This is a genomic window from Caulobacter sp. GW821-FHT10C03 (assembly GCF_059415485.1).
Genome location: NZ_JBWKNI010000013.1, coordinates 121445 through 145791 on the forward strand (window position 1 = coordinate 121445; position 24347 = coordinate 145791).

Here is a 24347-nt window from a genome sequence, read left to right on the forward strand (position 1 = left end):
TTTCATTTGGGGGGCGAGATGAGCAATACGGGTAAATGGCTGCGCCGGGGCGCGGTCGGGCTGGCGGCGCTGGTCGTGGCTGTAGCGGGCGGCGCGGCGGCGACGCGGGCGTTCCTGCAGCACGAGACGGCCGAACGGCTGCGGATCGACACGGAGAAGGGCGTCCAGGAAAGCGGCTTCGTGAAGCTGCCCAGCGGCGAGCAGTGGGTCGTGGTGCGGGGCGAGAACCGCGACAACCCGGTGCTGCTGATCGTCCACGGCGGCGGGGCGGCGACCTCGCTGTTCGCCGAGGACTTCAAGAGCTGGGAGAAGGACTTCACGGTCGTGCACTGGGACCGTCGCGACCACGGCAAGAGCCTGGCCCGCGCCGGCGGCCGCATCGATCCGAACCTGGGCGTCGACAGCTTCGTCGCCGACGGCCTGGCCCTGACCGAGCACCTGCGGACGCGGCTGCACAAGCCGCGCATCGCGCTGTTGGGCTGGTCGTGGGGCTCGCGCGTGTCGCTGACCATGGCCCACCTGAGGCCCGACCTGTTCTCGGTCTATGTCGGCACCGGCCAGGCGGTCGACAACAGCGCCCGCGACCGCCACATCTACGATCACATGCTGGCGGTGGCGAAGAGCGGCAGGCATCCGCAGCTGCTGGCCAAGCTGACCGGGCTGGGGCCGCCGCCCTATGATCCGCCCAGCCGCTGGAAGGAGGTCGACGACCTCGAGCCGATCTACCTGAAGACCGAAGGCCCCAAGAAGACCGACGGCCAGCTCTACGCCCAGGCCCTGGCCATGCCCGAGTGGAGCCTCAAGGACCTGCTGACCTATAAGGACGGCGGCAAGATCATCCGCCGCCAGCGCGCCCTGGCCGTCTACGTCGCCAACAACGACTGGAAGGCCGCGCCCCTGGGCAAGGACTTCGCCATGCCGATGGTGCTGATCCAGGGCGAGTACGACCATCCCGACTTCGTGCGGCCCTGGTTCGACGGCCTCGATGCGCCAAGCAAGGACCTGGTGGTGCTGCCGGGCACGGGGCACACCGCCATCCAGATGCAGTCGGTCCGCTTCGGCCAGGCCCTGCACGATCACGTCCTGCCCCTGGCCAAGGCGCGGGAGTATCCCGAGGCTACGGCCAAGCCTGTGGAATGATGGAAAAATTTCCGGCGGTCGCGATTTCGTCGCGGCCGTCGGCAAGACTCGATTAACCGTAACGGCCGACTCTTGCCCCCATGCGCCAGCAGACCGCCCACGCCTTCGCCCGGACCGACCGCTCGCCCCTTGGGGTGTGGTGGTGGACGACCGATCGCTGGCTGCTGGGCGCGACCGCGATCCTGGTCACGGTGGGCGTCTTGCTGTCGTTCGCCTCGAGCCCGGCCGCGGCCCAGCGGATCGGCATCGACGACCAGTTCCACTTCGCCATCCGTCAGCTGGTGTTCGGCGTCGGCGCGGCGACGATCGTGCTGGCCGTGTCGATGCTCAGTCCCAAGGGCATCCGGCGGGCGGCGTTCTTCATCTACATCGTCGCCATCGGCGTCATGGCGGCCCTGCCGTTCATCGGCCACAGCGCCAAGGGCGCGGCCCGCTGGCTGATGATCGGCGGCTTCACCTTCCAGCCGTCGGAATTCATGAAGCCGGCCCTGATCATCCTGGTCTCGTGGATGTTCGCCGAGGGCCAGAAGGGCGAGGGCGTGCCGGGCGTGTCGATCGCCTTCGGCCTCTATTTCATCGCCGTGGGCCTGCTCTTGATGCAGCCCGACGTCGGCCAGACCGTGCTGATCACCATCGCCTTCGGGGCCGCCTTCTGGATGGCCGGGGTGCCGATCTCGTGGATCATGGGCCTGGGGGCGGTGGCGCTGGGGGGCCTCGGCTCGACCTACTTCCTGTTCGACCACGTGCACGCCCGCGTGCAGAAGTTCCTCAGCCCCGACCAGGCCGACACCCACCAGGTGACCCGCGCCGCCGAGGCCATCCACGCCGGCGGCCTGTTCGGGCGCGGCCCGGGCGAGGGCGTCATGAAGCGCCACGTGCCCGACCTGCACACCGACTTCATCTATTCGGTGGCGGCCGAGGAGTATGGCCTGGTCTTCTCGCTGGCCCTGATCAGCCTGTTCGCCTTCGTCGTGGTGCGCGGGCTCTACAAGTCGATGAAGCTGGCCGACCCCTTCGAACAGGTCGCTTCGGCCGGTCTTTTCGTGCTGTTGGGCCAGCAGACGTTCATCAATGTCGCTGTGAACTTGAACATGATCCCGACCAAGGGCATGACCCTACCGTTCATCAGCTACGGCGGCTCGTCGATGCTGGCCATGGGGCTCACCCTGGGGATGGCGCTGGCGTTGACCCGCAAGCGGCCCGGGTCCTATGGCGGCGGCGGGCCGTTCGGCCAGGCGGGGTCCTTCGACTGAAGGCTCCCGGGTTAGGGAGACTGCAGTTGCGTAACCTCTTCACGCGTCCCTCCATCCGTTTCGCGGACCAGGCCTGATGAGCGGCAAGCTGGCGATCGTCGCCGCCGGGGGCACCGGCGGCCACATGTTCCCCGCCCAGGCGCTGTCCGAGGCCCTGATCGCGCGCGGCTGGCGCGTGGTGCTGGCCACCGACGAGCGCGGCGCCTTCTACGCCGACAAGTTTCCCGCCGAGGAGCGGCTGGCCCTGTCGGCCGCCACGGCCAAGGCCAGCGATCCGGTCGGCATGGTCAAGGCCGGGGTCGCGGTGTTCCAGGGCGTGATGCAGGCCAAGGCCGCCTTCGCCCGGCTGAACCCGTCGATCGTGGTCGGCTTCGGCGGCTATCCCGCCCTGCCGGCCCTGCTGGCGGCGCTGCTGGAAAAGCGCCCGACCGTCATCCACGAACAGAACGCCGTGCTGGGCCGCGTGAACCGGTTCCTGGCGCCCTATGTCGGCGAGGTCGCCTGCGCCTTCCCGACGCTGGAGCTGGCCAAGCCGGCCGTTAAGGCCCGCGCCCATGTGGTCGGCAGCCCGGTGCGTCCCGAGATCCGCGACCTGGCGCAGACCCCCTATCTGCCGCCCGAGGTGCAGCTGCGCATTCTCGTCACCGGCGGCAGCCAGGGCGCGCGCCTGCTGTCGGAACTGGTGCCCGAAGCCGTCGCCAAGCTGCCCGAGGAGATGCGCGGCCGCATGAAGGTGTTCCAGCAGGCTCGCGCCGAGAGCATGGAGCACGCCCGCAAGATCTATCGCAACGCCATGGTCGACTGCGAGGTCGCGCCGTTCTTCCGCGACATGGCCGGCCGTCTGCGCCAGAGCCACCTGGTCGTCGGCCGCGCCGGCTCCTCGACCTGCTGCGAGCTGGCCGTGGCCGGCCGCCCGTCGATCCTGGTGCCGCTGAAGATCGCCGCCGATGACCATCAGCGCTTCAACGCCAAGCTTCTGGAAGAAGCCGGCGGGGCGGCGGTGTGCCTGGAGGACGAGCTGACGGTCGACGCCCTGGCCGGCGCCCTGAACGCCCTGCTCAAGAACCCCGACCGCCTGGCCCGCATGGCCAAGGGCGCCCGCTCGGTGGCCGCGCCCGACGCGGCGGAGAAGCTGGCGGACCTTGTGGAGCGCACCGCGCGTTAGATATCGCAGGTCCAGTCGGGAACATGCTTAACCGCGCATTAAGCAACGCGCCCCAAACCGGACATGAAAGCCTGTGACAGTGCCGACACGTTAGAGCTTGCCTGATCCTGGCTACAGCCAGGACCAGATCAGCAGGCTCTACAGTCAAATACGAGAGCGTGGCGGTCGCCGAAACCGCCTACACTTTCGGCTGTCACGCTCTAGCCTTGCGAGAAAGACACATGGACCGTCGCTCTCTGATCCTCTCTGGCATGGCCTCCGGCCTGACCTCCGTGGGCCTGGGCGCCTGCGCCAGCACCTCGCAGCCGCATAATCCCGGCCCCGACGCGCCGACCTACGACACCGGCGCGGCCGCCACCTATTCGGCCGACGAGATGATCCGCGCCACGTCGGACTTCCTCGGCGTCACGGCCGAGAGCGCCGGCGCGGCCATCGAGCGGATCTTCCGCGAGCGCGGCCAGCCCACCGGCTACATCGCCGGCGAAGAGGGCTCGGGCGCCATCGGCGTCGGCCTGCGCTACGGCCGCGGCCTGCTCTACATGAAGAACCGCCCGACCCAGGAAACCTTCTGGCAGGGCCCGTCGATCGGTTGGGACTGGGGCGGCAACGCCAGCCGGGTCTTCACCCTGTGCTATAACCTGCAGTACCCGGACGCCATCTTCCGCCGCTTCCCCGGCGTCGAGGGCAGCGCCTATCTCGTGGGCGGCCTGGGCGTGAACTACCAGAAGGCCGACACCATCGTCCTGGCCCCGATCCGCGCCGGCGTCGGCCTGCGTCTGGGCGCCAATGTCGGCTACCTGGCCTACAGCCGCCAACGCAACATCCTGCCCTTCTAAGATCCCCGGATCCTTCTCCCCTTGCGGGAGAAGGTGTCAGCGAAGCTGACGGATGAGGGGTCTCTCAGACGCCAAACGCCGCGACAGCCGATCAGCTGTCGCGGCGTTTCTGTACGTGCGCCTCGCTCCCGTGGTCAGTGCTTGGTTACCTTGCTGTTCAGCCAGTCCATCACCGCGAGCAGCACGCCGGAGACCACGAACGACAGGTGCACCACCACCAGCCACAGCAGGCGCGGCTGGTCGAGCGGGACCTCGGGTTCGGTCAGCTTGAGGAACGACTTGAGCAGGGCGATGGCCGAGATCGCCACGATCGAGGCGATCAGCTTCATCTTCAGGCCCGAGAAGTCGACCGTGCCCATCCAGTCGGGGCGGTCCTCGTGGCTGGCGGTGTCGATCTTGGAGACGAAGTTCTCGTAGCCCGACAGGATGACGATCACCAGCAGGTTGGCCGCCAGCGACAGGTCGATCAGCGACAGGGCCAGCAGGATCGCGTCCTCCGGTTTCATCGACAGGACGTTGGGCAGTTCGTGGAACAGCTCCTGGAAGAACACCACGATCAGCGCCGCCAGGGCGACCACCAGGCCGACATAGAACGGGGCCATCAGCCAGCGCGAGGCGAACAGGCCGCGCTCCAGCAGGGTCTCGATCACGGGCTTCTTCATGCGTCTCTCCGCTGTGGTCCCCCGACCAAACCTAGCTAGGCTTCTTGACGAAGTCGCGTCGCCCGCCTTGGCTCAGCCCGCGTGCCGCACGACGTAGCGGAAGAGACGCGTCTCGCCCGGGTTCAGGGTCACGCGCCAGGCGACCTGGCCCTGGCGGATGTCGTGCTTGGCAGGCTCGGACACCACCTTGAAGAACTCGACGCCCGGATCGTGGCGGATCTCGAAGGTGACCGGGATCGACTTGTCGTTGGCCAGGTCGACCTCGTAGGTGCGGCGGACCATGGTCTTGCCGGCCCGCTTGTCCTCGACGAGGCGCGGGCGGGCGCGGACGTCCATGCCCTCGCCGATCACCAGGTCGGCGGGCTCGCCCACGGCGACGTCGCGCACGGCCTGCTCGCCGGCGAAGGTCGGCAGGCCGCCGACCGTCTCCATCACCGACAGGGCGCCGGAGGGCAGGGGCTTGCCCAGGCCCTCGGCGGCCTTGTTGTCGAGGCGCAGCACCACCTGCGGGGCGTCGGTCTCGTCCCCGTCCGCGTAGTCCCCCCAGGGACTGACCGGCACGACATAGAGCCGCTGGTAGCGGACGTCCTTCAGGTCGAGGAAGGCCATCTGCTTGGTCTGGCGGGCGGCCACCGTCACCGGTTCGGGCAGGGTGTAGAGCTTGTAGTCGCCCAGGTCCGACTGCTCGGCCAGCGGCGCGCCGCGGCGCATGCCGGTGACCGTGATCGATTCCTGGACGGCGCGGTTGGCGTAGGCCAGCGGCGCGGCCATCGGAGGGGGCGGCGGCGGCGGAGGGGGAGGCGGCGGTGGCGGCGGCGCCCCGTGGGTCGTGGTGTCCATCGGCCAGCAGGCGCGGCTGGCGCGGACCACGCGCGGCCTGGGCGTGTTGACCGGCACGCGTGACAGCTTGCCGGCCACCAACTGGGTCGGGGCGTCGGCGAAGGTCGAGCCGGAGCTGTTCATCACGGTCAGCCAGCCCAGCAGGTCCAGCGTCTTGCCGTCGGCATTGAGGGTGGCGACGTAGTCGGCCTGCCAGTTCACGCCGATCGCCAGATAGGTCAGGGTCAGGCGGTAGCTGCCGCCGGTGGGCACGTCGACCAGGGCCGACAGGGTCGGCTTGCTGGAAAGGCCGTCGGGTGCGCGCTCGAACACCAGGCGCTCGGGGCCGCCGGAGCAGCCCAGGGCCTCTACCCCGTCACTGGTGCGGACCATCAGTCCATCAGGTCCCTGGATCAGGGTGGCGTCGACCGTGACCTGACGGCCCGTCTCGCGGTTGGTGCGCACCACCTTGACCGGCTGGTCGAGAGAGCGCTCGACCAGGGTTCCGGGGCTGAGCAGGGCGTAGTCGTAGTTGCGCTCGACGGAGCCCTCCGGCAGGCCCTCGATGGCCGCGCTCTGCGGGATCAGGCCCTCGGCGACGCCGTCGAAGCGCAGCACGTGGCGGCCGGCCGGCAACTCGACCGTGCGGGTCTCGCTGACCATGACCAGGCCCTGCTCTGCGGCCCGCTGCTTTTCCCAGGGCGACAGGGTCTGCACCGGCCCCTGGCCATCGCGATACAGGGTGACGGCGACCGCTTCCGGGGCGGCGGAGGGGATGGTGTCGGCGTGCGCGGTGATGGGCGCGCAGATAAGGGCCAGGGCGGCGAGGGCGGTTCGCACGACCAAGGAACCTCCCCCCATGGGGGAGGCGGTCGCGAAGCGGCCGGTGGGGGGCGTGGCAAGGCCTGCGGATATTCCCCCCACCGTCGCCTTCGGCGACACCTCCCCCACAGGGGGAGGTTCCCTGCGGATCGGGCTCGCCGTCACCAGCCGTTGTCCACCGTGAAGGTCAGGACGGTCTCGCCGTTGGCGGGGACGGGGACGCTCCAGCCCAGGGTGCGGGCGTCGATGCGGCGGCTGGGCAGGCTCTCGTCGCTGACCTTGCCGTCGCGCAGCAGGCCGGCCTGGCGCAGCTCCACCGTCACGGCGTCGGGGCGGGCGTTGCGGACCACGTACTTCATGACGTAGCGCGAGCGGGTCTTGGAGAGCTTCTCCTGCGAGACCAGGGTGGCCTGGCTGGAGACGTCGAAGGCCTCGCCGGTCTTGATCGACAGCTCCGAGCCGGCCGAGGTATGGCCGATCTGGTTCTCGCCGATGAACTTCGGATCGCCCGCCTGGTCGCGCATGTAGACGCGCATCGTTCCGGCCGGCAGCTGGTCGCCCAGGCCCTTGAGCTTGGAATTGCTGAACTGGATGGCGGTGATGGCCTTCTGCGGGTTCTCGTCGCTGGAGAAGCCGTACTCCCGAACCTCGTAGACCTTCTGCGCCGGCACGGCCTTGGCGCTGAGGAAGCCGACCTGCTTGTTCTGGTTGGCGGCGATCGTGGTCCGCTCGGGCAAGGGGTAGATGTAGTAGTCGGCGATGCGCTCGCGGCCGCTGCTCTCGGTCCCGGCCGAGACCGAGCCGCGCACCGACGATCCGCCGCCGTTGAACTGGTTGACGTTGCCCGCCACCAGCTGGGTCTGGGCGTTGTCGAAGGCCGTGCCGGAGTTGTTGCGCAGGGTGATCCAGCCCTGCAGGTCCAGCGCGTTCTTCTTCTCGTCGAACAGGGCGACATAGTCGGCCGCCCACGACAGGCCCGAGGTCAGGTAGCTGAGGGTCACGGGCGTCGGGCCAGCCTTGTCGGCGTTGACCGTCACCGACAGGGTCGGGCGGGCGCGCAGGGTCTCGGGCACCTTGTCGAAGATCACCCGGGTGGGCACGCCGTCGTCGCGCAGCACTTCGATGCGGTCGCCGATCTTCAGCACCACGCCTTCGTTGGCGGCCAGCACCGTGGCGGTCTCGGTGGTCTCCTTGCCGTCGCCGGGATTGGTGCGGACGATCTTGATCTGCCGCCCGACCGCCTTCTCCATCAGCTTGTCGGGGGTCAGCAGGTCGTAGTCGAAGTTCTGCTCGACGACGCCCAGGTTGGGCGAGGACAGGCTGACGGTCTCGGGCCGGATGGCGGCCGAGACGTCCTTGAACTCCAGCCGCTGGCGGCCGGCGGAGACGTCGATCGTCCGCTGGTCCTGAACCAGGGCCAGGTTGTTGTTGTAGATGGTGACCGAGACCTTCGGCGGCGATGCGGTCTGGACGGGAGCGGTCTGGGCGACTGCGGTGGAAGCGGCGGCCACGCAGACGGTGGCGAACAAGGCGGCCCGAAGCATCGGCGCGACGTCTCCCTACTCTCTTTGCGGCCACGGTTTCACGGCTACGCGGGAAAGTCGAGAGATTATGGGTGTAATATCGAAGGGCGGCGCAAACCCCCTCCGGCCCTCTGGGCCACCTCCCCCTCTGGGGGAGCTGTCGCGGAGCGACTGAGGGGGCCGCGCAGCGGCTATTTCCCCCACACCTGCGCCAGCCGCCGATCGCGCCCACACCCCGTGCGATACAGGTGATACTCCACCGAATTGTTCCGGGCGTAGTCGCGGTGATAGGCTTCGGCCGGCCAGAAAGCCTGCAGTGGCAGGATCTGGGCCTTCATCACGCCGGTCTTCAGGCGCTTGGCGGCCTCGGCGCGCGAGCGCTCGGCGGCGGGGCGCTGCTCGGCGTCGACGAAGACGGCGGGGCGGTAGGAGGGGCCGCGGTCGCAGAACTGGCCTTCGTCGTCGGTCGGATCGACCAGCTTCCAGTAGCGCTGCAGCAGGAAGGCGTAGGGCAGTTTGGCCGGATCGTAGGTGACGCGGACGGCCTCGTAGTGGCCGCTGCGCTCGCTGGTCACGTCGCGATAGGTCGGGTTCTTCACGTGGCCGCCGGTGTAGCCGCTCTCGACCTTCACGACGCCGGGAATGCCCCGCATGTCGTTCTCCATGCACCAGAAGCAGCCGCCGGCGAAGACGGCGGTCTTGGTCGGAGCCGCCAGAGCCGCGGCGGGCAGGGCGGCCGCGAGGGCGATCAGCAGCAGGAGGCGGCGAAGCATGGGCGGTCCTTTCGAGGCGTCGTCAATAGATACGGCCGAGCGGGCCGAAAGGTTTTGAACGAGCCTATCGCCAACCGTGGCCGACGCCGCGCACCGCCGGAACCGCCGCCAGGCGCGCCGCGAGCGTGTGGGCCCGGTCGTCGCCCTGGTCGTCGATCTCCAGCCGAATGGCGATGTCGGCGCCCTCGGGCTGGGCGGTCAGGGCGCGCAGGCGCACCTGCTGCACGCTGGCCACGCCCAGCACCCGCATCAGGGCGTCGGGCGTGTCTTCAGCGGTCACGAGGAAGAGGCGGCGCCGATCCTCGCGAAATTTGTCGTCTTCCGGTTTGAGAAGGCTCAAGGCCGCACCCACTGATGTTCCACGCTGGCCGAGTTGACGCCGGGCCAGGCGGCCAGGTCGCGAGCGAGGAGGCGGGCGGCCTGGTCGCCCAGGTGGCGCACGCGCAGGGAGGCCTCGACCAGCTGGCCGACGGGCTTCAGGGACAGGTTGCACAGCTCGGCGCCGCTGTCGGCCAGGCTCTGGCGCACGGCGTCCAGCGCGCTGGGGGCGTCCTGGGCGCAGAGGAACAGCTGGTGGACCGTGACGCCGTCATGGTCGCTGTGGAAGGCTGGTGGGGAAGGCAGGTAGCTCATGTTCGAAGATCCTTTGAGTTTTTGAAGGACCGTCGGATCGCGCAACGAAAAAGCCCCGCTCCTTTCGGAGGCGGGGCTTTTTCAGATCTTGCGATCCTTCGGCTTGGTTTCTGGGGAACCCTCGTTCCCTAGTCTGCGCGCCGTCTTTGCCCCGTCCGTACCGGCACGGTTTTAATCTGGGTAATCTTCGACATCATGGCGCACCACATCGCGACGCCGGCGGTGAGGCCAGTCGTAAACAGCGCGATGGTGGTGAGGTTCGACAGCATGAGGTCGGAAGGGTTCCAGTAGGCTTGCAGGTCAACAGGTAACGCTTGCGGACCCGCCGCGCAAGGTCTTGCCGCGCGACGGGCCTTAATGCCGCGGATTGGGCAGATTTTAGGCGAGCTCGATGGCCATGGCCGTGGCCTCCCCGCCGCCGATGCACAGCGAGGCCAGGCCGCGCTTGGCCTTGCGGGCCTGCAGGGCCGAAATCAGCGTGCACAGGATGCGGGCGCCGGATGCGCCGATGGGGTGCCCCAGGGCGCAGGCGCCGCCGTTGACGTTCAGCTTGTCGTCCGGGATGCCCAGTTCCTTCTGGGCGATCATGGCCACGACGGCGAAGGCCTCGTTGACCTCGAACAGGTCGACGTCGTCGACGCTCCAGCCGGCGCGGGCCAGGGCCTTCCTCATGGCCGGCACCGGGGCGGTGGTGAACAGGCCCGGCTCATGGGCGTGGGCGGCGTGGCTGACGACGGTGGCGACCACCGTCAGGCCCAGGGCCTCGGCGACGCTTTTCCGGGTCATCACCAGGGCCGCGGCGCCGTCGCTGATCGACGAGGAATTGGCCGCCGTGATCGACCCGTCGCGGGAGAAGGCCGGACGCAGGGTGGGGATCTTGGCCGGATCGGCCTTCAGCGGCTGCTCGTCCTTGTCGATGGTCTCGACGCCCTTGCGGGTGGTCACGCTCACCGGCGCGATCTCGGCGGCGAAGGCCCCGCCCTCGACGGCGGCCTTGGCTTTGAGCAGGCCGCGCGTGGCGTAGTCGTCCATCGCCTCGCGGGTGAACTGGTAGTCGGCGGCGGTATCCTCGGCGAAGGCGCCCATCAGCTTGCCGGGGGAATAGGCGTCCTCTAGGCCGTCCAGGTACATGGAGTCCCAGATCTGGTCGTGGCCGATGCGGGCCCCGCCGCGGTGCTTGGCCATCAGGTACGGCGCGCCCGTCATGCTCTCCATGCCGCCGGCCACGACGACGTCGGCGCTGCCGGCCAGCAGGGCGTCGTGGGCCATGATCGCGGCCTGCATGCCGCTGCCGCACATCTTGTTGACCGTCGTGGCCTCGACCGACTTGGGCAGGCCAGCGCCAAGGGCGGCCTGGCGGGCGGGGGCCTGGCCCAGCCCTGCCGGCAGCACGCAGCCCATGATGATCTGGTCGACCTTGTCGCCGGACAGGCCCGCGCGCTCCAGGGCCGCCTTGACGGCGGTCGCGCCCAGCTCGGTGGCCTTCACCCCGCCCAGCGCGCCCTGAAAGCCGCCCATCGGCGTGCGGGCGAAGCCGGCGATCACCACCGGATCGGCGTGCTTGGACATGGTTGAGCTCCCGATAGGTTTGTTTTGCGGCGGAATAGGCCTCGGATCGGCGCGCTTGCGCAAGCGTCTTGCCGGAATCTTTCCCGAAGCAAGAAGCGGCCGGCGGCGGAAGGGCGGCTTCCGTCGTCGGCCGGTCAGTCGAGCAATGAACCGAGAGAGTCAATTGCAATTAGAAACCTACTCTGGTTCGTACTCAAAAGCAACGGCCCTTGCATTCCCTCGCGGAACGCCGCACTTTCCTCCGTATGGGTCGCACCGCCGATTACAGTCACCAACGCTGCGCCATCGCCGCCACCCTCGAGGTCGTCGGCGATCCCTGGACCCTGCTGATCCTGCGCGACGCCTTCCAGGGCGTGCGGCGGTTCGAGCAGTGGCAGGAGCGCCTGGGCGTGGCCCGCAACGTGCTGGCCGCCCGGCTCAAGAGCCTGGTCGGGCACGGGGTGATGGAGACGCGCCGCTATTCCGAGAGGCCGCCGCGCCATGAATATGTGCTGACCGCCAAGGGGCGCGACCTGTCGGCCGTGCTGCTGACCATGGCCGAGTGGGGTGATCGCCACGTCTATGGCGTGGGCAACGGGCCCGTCCGCTTCGTGCACAAGGCCTGCGGCTGCGACTTCCATCCCAAACTGGCCTGCGAGGCCTGCGGCCAGGTGGTCGATGGCCGCGACCTGTCGCGCGTGATCCACGAAGGCCAGTCCCCGACCGTGGGCGAGGCGCTGGACGCGGTCGCGGTGAAGACGGCGGCGGAGTAGGGCGCGCCGCCTTTTCGATCTCAGCCCTGGCCTTCCATGGCGCGCCGCAGGCTGAGCGGGCGCATGTCGGTCCAGACTTCCTGGATATACTGCAGGCAGGCGGCCTTGGTCCCGCGGAAGCCCGCCTCGTTCCAACCCAGGGGCAGTTCGCGACCGACCGGCCAGATCGAGTACTGCTCCTCGTGGTTCACCACCACTTGGTACTCGGTGGTGTCTTCCCGTTCTTCGCGCATCTGTCCCCCGCCGCTCTGGTGCTTGGCGTGGCCGGAGCCTTGGCTGGGTTCGGGGCGCTGTCAATCGCGTAGGGCGAGCCGCGTCGGTGCGCGCTGAAAGGTTGCGCCGATCGGGCGGATTGCGATGGATGCTTGGGGGTAAGTGCCGCGCGTCCACAGCCAAGTTAACGGCAAGGCTTGAAGGGCGGGAACGCGCGCGAAACGAATCAGGACCGAATCGCTGACTCGGTTCGATTCGGGATTTGTTCCCTACAAGCTATTGTAGCTTAACGGCGATTAACCACAACGGCGTTCGGCGAGGGGGCCTTACACCCACGCATCCGTCGTTCCTCGCGAAGGCGGAGATCCAGGCGGGCTCTCGGGAGGCGGCGCGGTCGTGGGCTATCCACGAACTCGGCTTGGATCCCCGCCTCCGCGGGGATGCTCGCTATCGCGGGGATGCTCGCTATATAGTGTCGTGGTTGTCGGGTCCGCGAAGGCCCTACTTCACCTCGGCGGGGCAGGTCGCCGACAGGCGCTTGGCGTTCATGACGCCGGCCAGCGGCAGGCCGTCGACCGTCTTCAGCTTGATGTCGAGCTTGAAGCTCTCGGGGGTGTAGGTCCCCTTGGCGTTGACCGGGGCCGCGCGGCCCTTCTTGTCGGTCCAGGTTCCCTTCAGCTGGATCCTGCCGTCGTCGACCTGGTTGGTCGTGTAGTCGCACTTGTAGCGACGGGTGCAGATGCCCTTGGAGAACTGGGCGGCGTCGGCCGGCTTTATGCACTTGTCCTCGCTGCCCACCGGGATGATGCCGATGCGGTAGCTGTATTCCCAGTGGCCCGGCAGAATCGTCGTCTTCGGCGCGGCGGCGCTCGCCGGGGCGGTCGCGGCGAATCCCACGGCCAGGGCGGCCAGGGAAGCGGCGAGAGCGGAGGCGGCGAGGGCGGTCGGACGCATGCTTTGGAACTCCTTCATGGCCGTGCATATAGGAAGTAGCAGATGAACCGCGCTTGAAGGCGGGGAGATGGCGAGGCTCAGGGCTTTGCCGCCTTGACTCCGCAAGGCTCCATCGCCTATATCGCCCCCTCTCGCGCGGCGGACCTCGGTTCGGAAGCGCGCCTGACATTATGTTCGCGGGGCCTTCGGCTTCGCCTAGCCCAAGGTACTCGTCATGTCGCGCCGTTGCGAACTCACGGGCGTCGGTCCGATGATCGGCCACAACGTGAGCCACTCGAACATCAAGACCAAGCGCCGCTTCCTGCCGGCTCTGTCGCCTGCTTCGCTGCAGTCGGACTCGCTGGGTCAGACCTTCAAGCTGCGTATCAGCAACGCCGCCCTGCGCACCCTCGACTTCAAGGGCGGCCTGGACGTGTTCCTGCTGGGCGCCAAGGACGAGCAGCTGTCGCCGCGCGCCCTGAAGATCAAGGCTCAGGTCAAGGCCAAGGCCAAGGCCGCCGCGCAAGCCGCCGCCGCCTAAGCCTTTCGGTCCTCCGGGGCCGATACGAAAAGCCCGCCAGGTTCGCCTGGCGGGCTTTTTCGCGTTTGGCGATCGGTGGGAGACGGCGGACCCCGACAGGGACCGCCGTCCGCAGGCGTCATTCGAGCGGCAGGAACAGCTCGACGACCACCTCATGCACCGGCGCGTTCGGCGGGAACGAGAAGTGCCGCTGGCAGTAGATCGGAAAGTCCCGCGCCTCCTCGCCGCTGGCCGGCAGCCACTCGCGATAGAGATAGAGCGCGGCGGGCTCCAGATTGTGGGTGTCGTGCAGCACCCGCAGCACCGCGCAGCGCCCGCCGGGAATCACGCCGGCCTTCATCACCTCGTCTTCCGGATCGATCGGCCGGTCGGTCCCGATGCACAGGTCCATGCTGTAGTCGTCCGGGTTCTCGGGAATCCGTTCCGACCGGAAGATGTTGAAGGTCGGGTTGGTCTCCGGCGACAGGCCGGCGGCTTTGCGCCAGGCGATGAACCGCTCGATCGAGGCTCCGAGCAGCGCCCGGTCGCCGCGATGCTCTATGATCGCCACCGGGGTGGGCGGCAGGTCGCGGATCGTCACCTGGTCTTGGTCGTAGAGGGTCGGCATCAGCTTGCTCCTGGCGTTGTCCATCGGCCCGAAGGCCGCGAGCCACGGCGCCCAGTCGGGCGCCTTGCGGAACGAGGAGGGCGACTGCTTGAACCTGCGCCGAAAGGCGCGGGCGAAGGCGTCCGGCGCGTCATAGCCGGCGTCCAGCGCGATCTCCGTGACGCTCTGGGCGTCCTCGGCGACGAGTTGGCGCGAAGCGCGCTTCAGGCGGGCGAGCTGGACGTAGCTGTGCACGGACAACCCGAAGGTCGCCATGAACTGCCGGTGGAAGTGGAACTTGGAGAAGGCGGCCACGCGGCTCACCGTCTCCAGGTCCAGCTCGCCGTCCAGATGCTGGTCGATATGGTCCAGCACCCGTTGCATCCGGGCTGTGTAGTTTTCGAGCGCCGCCTTCATCGTCCCCCGTCTCCGTGGCGCGGCCAGTTAGCCGTCGGCCGCCGGATCGTGCTCGACCGATCTTGCGGTTTGTAGGGCGCGTGGGGGAGTGGGGATCAGGCCGAGATGTTGACCAGCGTGCCGGTCAGCTCGCCGGTAGCCTGGCCGAGGGCCGCGCCGGCGGCGGCCGTGGCCTTGGCGTTGGTCTGCGCGACCGCCAGCTGGGTCAGGTCGACGATCGGCGTCGCGGCCTCGCCAGACGCGACGGGGCGCGGCGGGGTGTAGCGGGCGGTGTTGGCGGTGGAAACCTGCACGGCGACTCCCTTTCAGGCTGCAGCGCAATCTGGTCCGCAAGCCTTAAGCAGGCCTGACCGGGCATGGTTAAGGCGGCCGTCGAGCGTGCAGCAAAAAGCCGCCGTCGCTGGGCGACGGCGGCTTCTGAAGCCTTGGGAGGCTGGTCGCCTTAGCGGGCGGCCAGTTCCAGGGCCTTGGCCGGGTTGGCGGCGTTGTAGGCGGTCAGCTCGGGGTTGGCGAGCTTGGACACGGCGTCGTTCACCGACGAGCGGACGCAGGCCGGGTACAGGTACATGGCCAGCGACTCGCCGCGGACGTCCTGCCAGCAGACGGTCGAGGCGGCCTTGACGATGTCGGCGCGGACGTCGGCGGCGGCGCGGCCGGCGACCTTGACGCGGACTTCGGCGGCGCCGGCCGGAGCGGCGGCCAGCAGGGCCAGGGCGGAGAGAGCGAGAGCGGCGGAGCGGATCATCGGACGGATTCCAGGTCGGGCGGCGCTTGCAGCGCGCGGTTCAGGTCGACCGCTTCCCGACGCGTTCCTCCGACGGCTGGTCCAGGATCTCGCCCGCTCTGCCGTCGGATGGAATCTGTATCTCATCGCTGTTCAGTTATCAACAGTCATATTCGCGCAACCGACAGGCGAAGTGTTTGATTTCACGCGCTTGTTACCGGTGTCATGAACTGGTCGCCAGGCAAGCAAAAGCCCGCGGAGCGGGGGCTCCGCGGGCTCTGGTCCCGATGGGGCTTGAGCGGTGTTCCGCTTAGCGGGCCGAGGCGGTCTTGATCAGACCGTTCGGGCGCCATTGGGTCTTGTCGTAGGCGGTCAGGGTCGTGCTGCCGACCTTTTCCACGGCGGCGCGGGTCACGTCGCGGATGCAGTAGGGCAGGACGTCGGCGCCGTAGGTGGTCGAGTCCGTGTCTTCCTTGCACACCGAGGTGGCGGCCTTGACGATGTCGGCGTGCACGGCGGCGGTGGTGCGGCCGGCGACCTTCACGGTGACTTCGCCGGCGAAAGCGGCGGGGGCGCTCAGCAGAGCGATGGCCGAAGCGGCCAGAACAAACACACGTTGCATGATCTTGATTCCGGAAAGGGGGTTGGGGTCAACCTCCTCCCGATGCGTTCCTCTGACGGCCGACCGGATCTCGCCAGTTCGTCGCCGTCACGTTCTAAATACAGTGACAACGCTGTCATTTCAAGCAGATTTTTGACTTCCGGCGTCAAATTTTTGCGACGCTCACGAACGCTGCATGCTGGAAAGGCATGATGTGCGGCAAATGAGCACCAAAAACCCGTTAGTTTCAGGTGAAATTATCCCTTTATGCTGCGCTGCGGTGAGAGGTTGGCCTCACCCTGCGCCGCAGCTTGGGGCGGCCGTCCTTCGCGACGCCTCGCATCGAGGTTGAAGCCTCCAAGGCGCCTCGATGGGTGTCCGCACGGCAATGCGAACATTGTAATATTTATATCGTATAAGATATTTGACATAAATCGTAACAATGTGCCTCTCTGCGCCAAGGCGCGACGGACTCAGATCGCGCGCAGCGAGGAGGGACTGCGATGCGGACCAAGAAAGAGCGCCTCAGGGCGTATGGGGGAGCGGCGGCGATCGCCTTGCTCTCCGGGCTGGCGGCGGCTCCGCTCGCCTCGGCCCAGACCACGACACAGACGACAGCGGGAGCCGAGGAGGTCTCGACGGTCGACGCCGTGGTGGTGACGGGCTCGCGGATCAAGCGGCCCAACCTGGTCTCGGCCAGCCCGATGACCGTGGTCGGCGGCGACGAGGTCAAGCTGCAGGGCGCGACCTCGATCGACAGCGTGCTGAACCGCCTGCCGCAGTTCACCGCCGACTCCAACGAGAACGGCTCCAACGGCTCGGACGGCACGGCGCGGGTGAACCTGCGCAACATGGGCTCCAGCCGCGTGCTGGTGCTGGTCGACGGCCAGCGGATGCTGCCGACCGAGGCCGCGGACGTGAACTTCATCCCCAGCGCCCTGGTCGACCGGGTCGATGTGGTCACCGGCGGCGCCTCGGCGGTCTACGGCTCGGACGCGGTGTCGGGCGTCGTCAACTTCATCCTGCGCAAGAACCTCGACGGCCTGCGCCTGGACGCCCAGTACAGCCTGGCCCAGCACACCAACGACGCTGACTATCCGCGCTCGCTGATCAGCCAGGCCAACTACAAGCTGCCCTCCAAGCACGTCACCGACGGCGAGAAGATCGACGTCAACCTGGCGATCGGCATGAACGCGCCCAGCGGCAAGGGCAACGTCACCTTCTATGTCGGCTATCGCGAGATGAAGCCGGTCACCCAGGACAGCCGCGACTATTCGGCCTGCGGCCTGAACCTGACGGGAACCAACAGCAACGCCTTGGTCTGCGGCGGCTCCAGCAACAACGAGTACGGCCTGTTCACCCTGCTCAGCGGCCCCAACGCCGGTCAGACGCTGAACAACACCAAGGACGGGAACAAGACTTGGGTCCCCTACAACAGCTCGTTCCTCTACAACTACGCGCCCACCAACTACATCCAGCGCTCTGACTCCCGCTACACGGCCGGCGCCTTCGCGCACTATGAGATCAGCCCGGCGGTCGAGGCCTACGGCAGCTTGATGTTCATGGACGACCACACCTTCTCGCAGGCCGCCCCGTCGGCGCTGTTCCAGGGGACGACGTTCAAGATCAACTGCGACAACCCGCTGATGTCGGCCTCGCAGGCCGCCACCCTGTGCGGCGCGGCCGCCGGGACCAACGTCAGCCAGGATGCGTTCATCGGCTATCGCCTGACCGGCCCGGGCAGCTCGCCCCGCCGCGACGACCTGCGCCACACCGACTACCGCATCAACGCCGGGCTGCGCGGCAAGCTCGCCCAGGGCTGGACCTACGACGCCAGCTTCCTGTTCTCGACCGTCATCCTCGACGAGAGCTACAAGAACAACGTCGACAACGCCAAGGCGATGAAGGCCCTGCAGGTGGTCAATGTCGGCGGGACCCCGACCTGCAAGTCGGTGGTCGACGGGACCGACCCCAACTGCGTGCCGATCGACGTCTTCAAGTACCAGGGCCTCAGCGCGGCGGCCTACAAGTACCTCTACGCCCCGACCTTCACCCACGGCGTCCAGCGCGAGAAGGTGCTCAGCGCCTCGCTGAACGGCGACCTTGGCCAGTACGGCCTCAAGACCCCGTGGGCCGAAGACGGCGCGGCCCTGGCGCTCGGCGTCGAGCACCGCCGCGAGGAACTGAAGTTCGAGGCCGACGCCCTGGCCCAGGCGGCCGGCACCAAGGAAAGCAGCGGCGCCTTCAGCGTCAGCGAGCTCTATGGCGAGGTCGACCTGCCGCTGGTGCAGGACGCGCCGTTCATCAAGGCGCTGTCGCTGAACGCCGGCTACCGCACCTCGAAGTACGACTACCTCGACGACCGGGTCTCGACCTACAAGGTCGAGCTGCAATACGCCCCGACCTCCGACGTGCGGTTCCGCGCCAGCTACAACCGCGCCGTCCGGGCCGCAAACATCAGCGAGCTCTACGCGCCGCAGGGCCTGGGCAATGTCGCGGCCGTCGATCCCTGCTCGGGTCCGACGCCCAAGGCCAGCGCCGCGGCTTGCGCCCTGACCGGCGTCACCGCCGCCCAGTACGGCAAGATCCCCGACTGCCCGGCCGAGACCTGCGTCACCCAGGGCGGCGGCAACCCGAACCTGAAGCCGGAAGTGGCCGACACCCGCACCGCCGGCGTCGTGCTGACCCCCAGCTTCCTGCCGGGCTTCTCGATGTCGCTCGACTACTTCGACATCTATGTCGACCAGTACATCGGCGCGGTCGACGCCCCGACCGTCATCAACCAGTGCGTCCAGACCAGCAATCCGTACTTCTGCAGCCTGTTCCACCGCGACCCGACCTCGGGCGTGCTGTTCGGCGAGCGCGGCTACATCATCGCCACCAACCAGAACACCGGCTTCCTGCAGACCTCGGGCCTGGACGTGACGGGCAACTACCGCCTCGACCTGTCGTCGCTGGGCAATTACGGCGACGTCGACTTCAGCTTCGTCGGCACCTACCTCAACAGCCGCAAGATCGAGCAGCTGCCAGGCCTGGGCGCCTATAACTGCAAGGGGCTGTTCGGCCCGACCTGCGGCCAGCCCAACCCGGCCTGGCGTCACCAGATGCGGGCCACCTGGAACCTGCCCTGGATCGCCGCCTCGCTGTCGGCCAACTGGCGCTATTTCGGCTCGGCCGACCTCTCCAGCAACGACAGCAATCCGTTCCTGCAGGGCGACTACGTCGAGATCAACCGCAAGATCAAGGCGTACAACTACCTGGACTTCGCGGCCACCTGGAAGGTCCGCGAGCAGCTGACCCTGCGCGGCGGGATCAACAACGCCTTCGACAAGGATCCGCCGGTGATCGCCGCGGGCCTGCTGTCCTCGTTCGGCAACGGCAACACCTATCCCGGCGTCTACGACCCCATGGGCCGCACGATGTTCGTGGGCCTGACCATGGACTTCTGACGACGCTTTGGCGGGGGAGGGGGCGCTGGCGCCGTCTCCCCCGAGCTTCTCCCCAACTCAAAAGCCGCCGACGCTTCCAGCGTGGCGGCTTTCTTTTTGAGTGGGAGGGAAGGGGCGGCCGCCCCCGGCCTCAGCGGCGCTTCTTGCGGGGTGGCGGTGTCGGGGCCGGCGGCGCGGGCGGGGGCGGCGTCCAGTCGAAGGCCAGCAGCAGGGTGCGCTGGTTCATCTCGCCGCCGTTGTCGTCCGACAGCAGATAGACCCGGGTCGCGCCGTTCGGGCCGGCGGCCAGGGCGATGCCCTCGAAGTTGTCGCGGGTCAGGGCGCCTTCCAGGGTCAGGCTGGCCAGCGGGTACTGCTTGTTGGCCGGGGCCATCGGGTCGGCGATGAAGCGCACCTGGGCGCGCCAGCCGCGCACGGGATCGTACGCCCGGTGCAGCGTGGCCAGGGCCTTGCCGCCGAAGGCCGTGAAGCCCGACAGGCCCCAGGTGAAGTCGATCGGCGACTGCGGCGGGATCGGCTGGCAGCTGCTCGACAGCCGGCACAGCCACACCTCGCCCTCCTCGCCGCCGACGAGATAGGCGTCGGGGCCGGCGGCCGGATAGGCGGTCAGCGCCTCCATGCCCTCGTTGTCGGGGAAGACGGTGGCGGGCTTGGGGGCGACGGCCGGACGGCTCCACAGGCCGGTGGGACCCACGGCGTAGCGCCAGATGCGGTGATCGCGCTCGAAGCTGACCAGGCGCTCGCCATTGGCCAGGCGGGTCAGGCCCTCGGCGTCGCCCTCGGTCTTGCCGCGCAGCCCCTGGCCGTCGACGCCGAGCAGGGGCGAGAGCTTGCCGTCGGTCAGGCCGATCAGCCTGCCGGTCGCATCGAGTTGCAAGCGCGCCGAGAAGCGGTCGCCGTCGTCGCTGACGGCCTCGACGCCATTTCCGTCGGTCAGGATCAGGTCCGACAGGCCGTGCAGCCGGCTGGTGTCGGCGCTGGTGATGGCGATCCCGCCCGCATAGGCGAAGGCGCCGACGGCCGTCTGGTTCGGGTTCGAGGCGTTCAGCGGCACGGGCGTGACGGTCAGGCCGATCTCGGGACCGACCTTGACCGGGGCCGCGGGCACGACCACGGGCGGCGGCGGCGCGGGCTTGGGTCCGCACTGGGCCAGCATGCCGCCGGCCAGGCCAAGGGCGAGCAGTCCGCGCAGTCCGATCACGCCGAAGCCTTGCGCGCGGTCTTGGGGGCCTGGGGCACGACCGTGGGCGGCGGCGGCAGCAGGCCGCGGGCGCGAGCGGCGGTGCGCGGCTCCTCGTCGAACAGGGCGGCCAGCTGCTCGACCAGCACCCCGCCCAACTGCTCGACGTCGACGATGGTGACGGCGCGACGGTAGTAGCGGGTGACGTCGTGGCCGATGCCGATGGCGATCAGCTCGACCGGACTCTTGCCCTCGATCTCGGCGATGACTTGCCGCAAGTGCCGCTCCAGATAGTGGCCCGAGTTCACGCTCAGGGTGGAGTCGTCCACCGGGGCGCCGTCGGAAATCACCATCAGAATGCGGCGGGCTTCGGGCCGGCCGATGATCCGCTGGTGCGCCCACATCAGCGCCTCGCCGTCGATGTTCTCCTTCAGTAGGCCCTCGCGCATCATCAGGCCCAGGTTCTTGCGGGCCCGGCGCCAGGGCGCGTCGGCGGCCTTGTAGACGATGTGGCGCAGGTCGTTCAGGCGGCCGGGCGAGGGCGGCTTGCCGGCCTTGATCCACTCGTCGCGGCTGGTGCCGCCCTTCCAGGCGCGGGTGGTGAAGCCCAGCACCTCGGTCTTGACGCCGCAGCGCTCCAGGGTGCGCGCCAGGATGTCGGCGCAGACGGCGGCGACCATGATCGGCCGGCCGCGCATCGAGCCGGAATTGTCGATCAGCAGGGTCACGACCGTGTCGCGGAACTCCTGGTCCTCCTCCTGCTTGAACGACAGGGGGGCGGTGGGGTCGATGATCACCCGCGTCAGGCGGGCGACGTCGAGCATCCCTTCCTCGAGATCGAAGGTCCAGGCGCGGTTCTGCTGGGCCAGCAGGCGGCGTTGCAGCTTGTTGGCCAGGCGCGAGACGACGCTGGAGAGGGCCGAAAGCTGCTGGTCGAGATAGGCCCGCAGGCGGGTCAGTTCGTCCGGGTCGCACAGCTCCTCGGCCGAGACCACCTCGTCATAGGCCGTGGTGAACACCTTGTAGGCCGGCTCGCCGCCCTTGTCGGCCGAGGGATCGGGGCGGGCCGGCTTGGCGCCGTCGCCCATGTCGGGGGCTTCGTCGCTGTCTTCGGGTTCGCCTTCCTGCTCGGACTGGACGATCTCGTCGTCGCCGGCCTGGCTTTCGCGGTCGGAGGCCTCGCTCTCCTGCTGCGAGGAACCGTCGGGCTGCTCGCCTTCGCCCTCGCCCTGGTCCTCATCGGAATTGTCGGTCGGCTTGTCGTCCTCGCCCTCGTCCTCGTCCGACGCCTCGGTGGCGTCGTTGACGTCGTCGCCCAGGTCCAGGTCGCGCAGGATCTGGCGGGTGACCTTGGCGAAGGCGGCCTGGTCGTCCATGGCCGCGACCAGGCGGTCGAGGTCCTTGCCGGCCTTGGCCTCGATGTCGGCGCGCAGGATGTTGACCAGGGCCTTGGCGCCATCCGGCGGAGCGTCGCCGGTCAGGCGCTCGCGGGCCATCAGGCCCAGGATCTCGGCCATGGGGGCCGACTGCTGGTCGAAGGCGACGGCGCGGGTCAGGCCCTGCTTCTCCAGCCGGGTCTCCAGCACGGTGGCCAGGTTGGCGCGCACGCCGCCCAGCGCATTGCTGCCGATGGCCTCGATCCGGGCCTGCTCCAGCGACTCGTAGATCGCCTGGGCGTCAGGCGCGGCTGGACGCGAGCGGGCGTGGGTCGAGGGATCGTGGTGGGCCAGGCGCAGGGCGATCTGGTCGGCCATGCCGCGCAGGCGGGCGGCTTCCGGACCCGAGAGATCGCGCGGCGGATGCGGCAGCACGGCGCGCTTGCCGACCAGCCCCGGCGACTCGCCGGAAAACACGATCTCGAGGTCCGGTGTCTCGGCGAGCGAGCGGGCCGCGTGCGCCAGGGCGCGCTTGAAGGGTTCGGTCGGGTTTTCGGGCTTGGAGGCCATGGCTTTGGAGTTAGCGGCGCGGACCCGCGAAGACAAGGAACGACGCGCGCCAAGGCGACGTTGTTGCGCTGAAGCCTGCGCAGCGCAGGTCCAGTGCAAGGAGCTTTCCCATGCTGAAATGGGCCCTGATCTTCGCCGTGGTCGCCATCATCGCCGGCGCCCTCGGCTTCACCGGCATTGCCGGCGCCGCGGCCGGCGTCGCCAAGATCCTGTTCTTCCTGTTCCTGGTTGTGTTCCTGGTCGTGCTGGTGCTCGGCCTGGGCGTCTTCAAGGGCGTGACAGGGAAATGACGAAGATCCTTCTCCCCTTGCGGGAGAAGGTGTCGGCGAAGCTGACGGATGAGGGGTCTCTCAGACGCCAAGCGCCGCGACAGCCGATCAGCTGTCGCGGCGTTTCTGTTGGTGCGACCCCTCACCCGACCTCCTTCGGAGGCCACCCTCTCCCGCAAGGGGAGAGGGAAGCGATTGCTACTTCCAGCCCTTCCCTTGCGCCTCGACCAGCGCCACCAGATCCCCCATCGCCAGGTTCACGTCGGCCAGGTGCAGACCCCAGGCCTTCAGCGGCATGCCCATGACCAGCAGGTCGCCGGGGATGTCGTCGACGCGGGGATCGGCCGGGTCGCCGTGGACCTTGATGGCCAGGTAGTCGTAGGGGCCGCTGGTCGCGCATTGCGCGGTGACCAGGCCGGGGACGCTGACGAAGGTCGTGGTCAGGTCCTTGCCCTTCACCCACGGCGTCTTGCGCGGCGCGCCGGCGATCGTCTTGTCGCTGAAATAGCTGTGCAGCGGCGCCTCGCCGCCGGCCAGGGCCGCGGGGTTGACGCAGGCGGCGCGCTTGCCGCCCTCGGCCTTGCCGAAGAAGGCCACGCCCTCCGGCGGGCTTCCGGCGCGGAACGACACGTAAGAGACGATGCAGCCGGTCTGGCCCGGCTGGCGGCACATCTTGATCGAGCCATAGGCGTCGGTCGCCGGATCGATCTGCGTGTTCATGCCGATGATCAGGGCCGAGACCAGCTGCTTCTGCACCGGCTTGCCGTCGATCTCTTCGGCCAGCAGGCGCAGCAGCACGCGCGAGCCCTGCGAGTGACCGATCAGCACGACGCCGCGGCCGTGGTTGTCGCGGGCCAGGTAGTCCTTCCAGGCGTCGAGCACGTCGCCATAGGCGAGGTTTTCGTCGCCCGGCGAGGCCTGGCCGCGCATCACCTGGCGCAGCGCCGCCAGGGTCACCTGCCGGTACATCGGGGCGAACACCCGGCAGGCCTGGCCAAAGCGCGCGGCCTGCTGCTCGGCGACCGTGGTCTCGGCCGGGTCGATGCTCATGTCGCTGTTGCCGCCGGGATCGGTCGACACGGTCGGATAGACGTAGAAGCAGTCGATCGGGGCCTTGGGATCGGCCTTGAACGGCTCGACCTTGGTGGCGCCGTCGGCCGCGACGACGGTGGCCGTCTGGTCCTGGGCGCAGGCGTCGGAGCGGCCGGGCCGGCACAGCCAGGCCGCGTCGGTGGTATAGTCGTTCTTCGGCTGCGGACCCGCCGGCGCGGGCTGGGCGCAGGCCGCGCCAGCCAGGCTCATGGACACCGCCAGCGCGGCCCAGATCGTCTTGCTCATTTCCACCCCGTTCCATCCCCTTGGGCCGCGAACGGCCGTTTGAAGGGGAGGATGGCGTGTGGAAATGACGACGGAAAGTCTTTCCTTCCACCTCTCTGAAGAAGAGGTCGAAGGCTTGCTCCTCCCCCGCGTGCGGGGGAGGGGGACCGCGAAGCGGTGGAGGGGGCGAGACTGGGCTCAGTGCCGGCGGGGGGGGGGGGGGG

General features: G+C 68.6%; 24 protein-coding genes. 8 read left to right on the top strand and 16 right to left on the bottom strand.

What is annotated here, in order from left to right; all coding sequences use genetic code 11:
• The first annotated feature begins 18 nt into the window (after positions 1 to 18).
• From AC07NG_RS17395 to AC07NG_RS17410, 4 genes are all read left to right on the top strand, one after another.
• Entirely contained in the window at positions 19 to 1140 is a 1122-nt protein-coding gene (locus AC07NG_RS17395) for an alpha/beta fold hydrolase (RefSeq protein WP_494595324.1), read from the top strand.
• An 80-nt stretch (positions 1141 to 1220) separates the two neighbouring features.
• Complete coding sequence (gene ftsW, locus AC07NG_RS17400; protein ID WP_487288484.1) at positions 1221 to 2393, top strand: putative lipid II flippase FtsW; 1173 nt, start codon at positions 1221 to 1223, stop codon at positions 2391 to 2393.
• A 76-nt stretch (positions 2394 to 2469) separates the two neighbouring features.
• Positions 2470 to 3558, top strand: coding sequence for an undecaprenyldiphospho-muramoylpentapeptide beta-N-acetylglucosaminyltransferase (gene murG / locus AC07NG_RS17405; protein WP_494595326.1), 1089 nt, complete (start codon positions 2470 to 2472; stop codon positions 3556 to 3558).
• 221 nt (positions 3559 to 3779) lie between these two features.
• Positions 3780 to 4394: a DUF1134 domain-containing protein gene (locus AC07NG_RS17410; protein WP_110121407.1), complete on the top strand. Its 615-nt coding sequence runs from the start codon at positions 3780 to 3782 to the stop codon at positions 4392 to 4394.
• Positions 4395 to 4528: 134 nt separating this feature from the next.
• Here AC07NG_RS17410 and AC07NG_RS17415 read toward each other — a convergent pair whose 3' ends face one another.
• The 7 genes from AC07NG_RS17415 to AC07NG_RS17445 all read right to left on the bottom strand — a co-directional run bounded on the left by AC07NG_RS17415 (position 4529) and on the right by AC07NG_RS17445 (position 11195).
• Positions 4529 to 5056 carry a TIGR00645 family protein gene (locus AC07NG_RS17415; protein ID WP_487288487.1) on the bottom strand — a complete coding sequence of 176 codons (528 nt, stop codon included), beginning with the start codon at positions 5054 to 5056 and terminating at the stop codon, positions 4529 to 4531.
• Between the two features lie 72 nt (positions 5057 to 5128).
• A complete protein-coding gene (locus AC07NG_RS17420; protein ID WP_494595328.1) occupies positions 5129 to 6715 on the bottom strand; it encodes a DUF4139 domain-containing protein in 1587 nt (528 codons plus the stop codon).
• A gap of 143 nt (positions 6716 to 6858) precedes the next feature.
• Positions 6859 to 8241 carry a DUF4139 domain-containing protein gene (locus tag AC07NG_RS17425; RefSeq protein WP_494595329.1) on the bottom strand — a complete coding sequence of 461 codons (1383 nt, stop codon included), beginning with the start codon at positions 8239 to 8241 and terminating at the stop codon, positions 6859 to 6861.
• A gap of 170 nt (positions 8242 to 8411) precedes the next feature.
• Entirely contained in the window at positions 8412 to 8993 is a 582-nt protein-coding gene (msrA, locus tag AC07NG_RS17430) for a peptide-methionine (S)-S-oxide reductase MsrA (RefSeq protein WP_494595331.1), read from the bottom strand.
• 64 nt (positions 8994 to 9057) lie between these two features.
• Positions 9058 to 9333 (bottom strand): hypothetical protein, encoded by a 276-nt coding sequence (locus tag AC07NG_RS17435; protein WP_494595332.1) that lies wholly within the window; start codon positions 9331 to 9333, stop codon positions 9058 to 9060.
• Positions 9330 to 9626, bottom strand: a complete 297-nt coding sequence (locus AC07NG_RS17440) for a hypothetical protein (RefSeq protein WP_110117883.1) — start codon at positions 9624 to 9626, stop codon at positions 9330 to 9332. Before AC07NG_RS17440 ends, AC07NG_RS17435 begins: the two co-directional genes overlap by 4 nt.
• Before the next feature lie 378 nt (positions 9627 to 10004).
• Positions 10005 to 11195, bottom strand: coding sequence for an acetyl-CoA C-acyltransferase (locus AC07NG_RS17445; RefSeq protein ID WP_494595334.1), 1191 nt, complete (start codon positions 11193 to 11195; stop codon positions 10005 to 10007).
• 245 nt (positions 11196 to 11440) lie between these two features.
• Between AC07NG_RS17445 and AC07NG_RS17450 the strand changes: the two genes are divergently transcribed.
• Entirely contained in the window at positions 11441 to 11947 is a 507-nt protein-coding gene (locus tag AC07NG_RS17450; RefSeq protein ID WP_494595336.1) for a winged helix-turn-helix transcriptional regulator, read from the top strand.
• A 20-nt stretch (positions 11948 to 11967) separates the two neighbouring features.
• Here the strand turns inward: AC07NG_RS17450 and AC07NG_RS17455 are convergent, their stop codons facing one another.
• Together AC07NG_RS17455 and AC07NG_RS17460 are read right to left on the bottom strand one after the other, a co-directional pair.
• A complete protein-coding gene (locus tag AC07NG_RS17455) occupies positions 11968 to 12180 on the bottom strand; it encodes an MbtH family protein (RefSeq protein ID WP_494595338.1) in 213 nt (70 codons plus the stop codon).
• A 481-nt stretch (positions 12181 to 12661) separates the two neighbouring features.
• Positions 12662 to 13114 carry a DUF3617 domain-containing protein gene (locus tag AC07NG_RS17460; protein WP_492853598.1) on the bottom strand — a complete coding sequence of 151 codons (453 nt, stop codon included), beginning with the start codon at positions 13112 to 13114 and terminating at the stop codon, positions 12662 to 12664.
• Positions 13115 to 13328: 214 nt separating this feature from the next.
• On the opposite strand from AC07NG_RS17460, the gene rpmB reads away from it, so the two are divergent.
• A complete protein-coding gene (gene rpmB, locus AC07NG_RS17465) occupies positions 13329 to 13634 on the top strand; it encodes a 50S ribosomal protein L28 (protein ID WP_058346488.1) in 306 nt (101 codons plus the stop codon).
• A gap of 118 nt (positions 13635 to 13752) precedes the next feature.
• On the opposite strand, the gene AC07NG_RS17470 is transcribed toward rpmB, so the two are convergent.
• The 4 genes from AC07NG_RS17470 to AC07NG_RS17485 form a co-directional block, all read right to left on the bottom strand.
• Positions 13753 to 14637 (bottom strand): AraC family transcriptional regulator, encoded by an 885-nt coding sequence (locus AC07NG_RS17470; RefSeq protein WP_494595339.1) that lies wholly within the window; start codon positions 14635 to 14637, stop codon positions 13753 to 13755.
• Positions 14638 to 14732: 95 nt separating this feature from the next.
• The gene (locus tag AC07NG_RS17475) at positions 14733 to 14930 is read right to left on the bottom strand and encodes a hypothetical protein (protein WP_494595340.1); all 198 of its coding nucleotides are present in this window, start codon (positions 14928 to 14930) and stop codon (positions 14733 to 14735) included.
• A 149-nt stretch (positions 14931 to 15079) separates the two neighbouring features.
• A complete protein-coding gene (locus tag AC07NG_RS17480; RefSeq protein WP_110117889.1) occupies positions 15080 to 15382 on the bottom strand; it encodes a hypothetical protein in 303 nt (100 codons plus the stop codon).
• Positions 15383 to 15671: 289 nt separating this feature from the next.
• A complete protein-coding gene (locus AC07NG_RS17485; protein WP_110117890.1) occupies positions 15672 to 15983 on the bottom strand; it encodes a hypothetical protein in 312 nt (103 codons plus the stop codon).
• 482 nt (positions 15984 to 16465) lie between these two features.
• Here AC07NG_RS17485 and AC07NG_RS17490 point away from each other — a divergent pair, with 482 nt between their 5' ends.
• The gene (locus tag AC07NG_RS17490) at positions 16466 to 19411 is read left to right on the top strand and encodes a TonB-dependent receptor domain-containing protein (protein ID WP_494595341.1); all 2946 of its coding nucleotides are present in this window, start codon (positions 16466 to 16468) and stop codon (positions 19409 to 19411) included.
• A 130-nt stretch (positions 19412 to 19541) separates the two neighbouring features.
• Here the strand turns inward: AC07NG_RS17490 and AC07NG_RS17495 are convergent, their stop codons facing one another.
• Both AC07NG_RS17495 and cobT read right to left on the bottom strand, forming a co-directional pair.
• On the bottom strand, positions 19542 to 20612 hold the full coding sequence (locus tag AC07NG_RS17495; RefSeq protein ID WP_494595342.1) for an esterase-like activity of phytase family protein: 1071 nt from the start codon (positions 20610 to 20612) through the stop codon (positions 19542 to 19544).
• Positions 20609 to 22537, bottom strand: a complete 1929-nt coding sequence (gene cobT, locus AC07NG_RS17500; RefSeq protein ID WP_494595343.1) for a cobaltochelatase subunit CobT — start codon at positions 22535 to 22537, stop codon at positions 20609 to 20611. Before cobT ends, AC07NG_RS17495 begins: the two co-directional genes overlap by 4 nt.
• Positions 22538 to 22647: 110 nt before the next feature.
• Here cobT and AC07NG_RS17505 point away from each other — a divergent pair, with 110 nt between their 5' ends.
• On the top strand, positions 22648 to 22827 hold the full coding sequence (locus AC07NG_RS17505) for a DUF1328 family protein (RefSeq protein WP_110121042.1): 180 nt from the start codon (positions 22648 to 22650) through the stop codon (positions 22825 to 22827).
• Positions 22828 to 23004: 177 nt separating this feature from the next.
• Here AC07NG_RS17505 and AC07NG_RS17510 read toward each other — a convergent pair whose 3' ends face one another.
• Entirely contained in the window at positions 23005 to 24144 is a 1140-nt protein-coding gene (locus AC07NG_RS17510; protein ID WP_494595345.1) for a DUF3089 domain-containing protein, read from the bottom strand.
• Positions 24145 to 24347 lie beyond the last annotated feature (203 nt).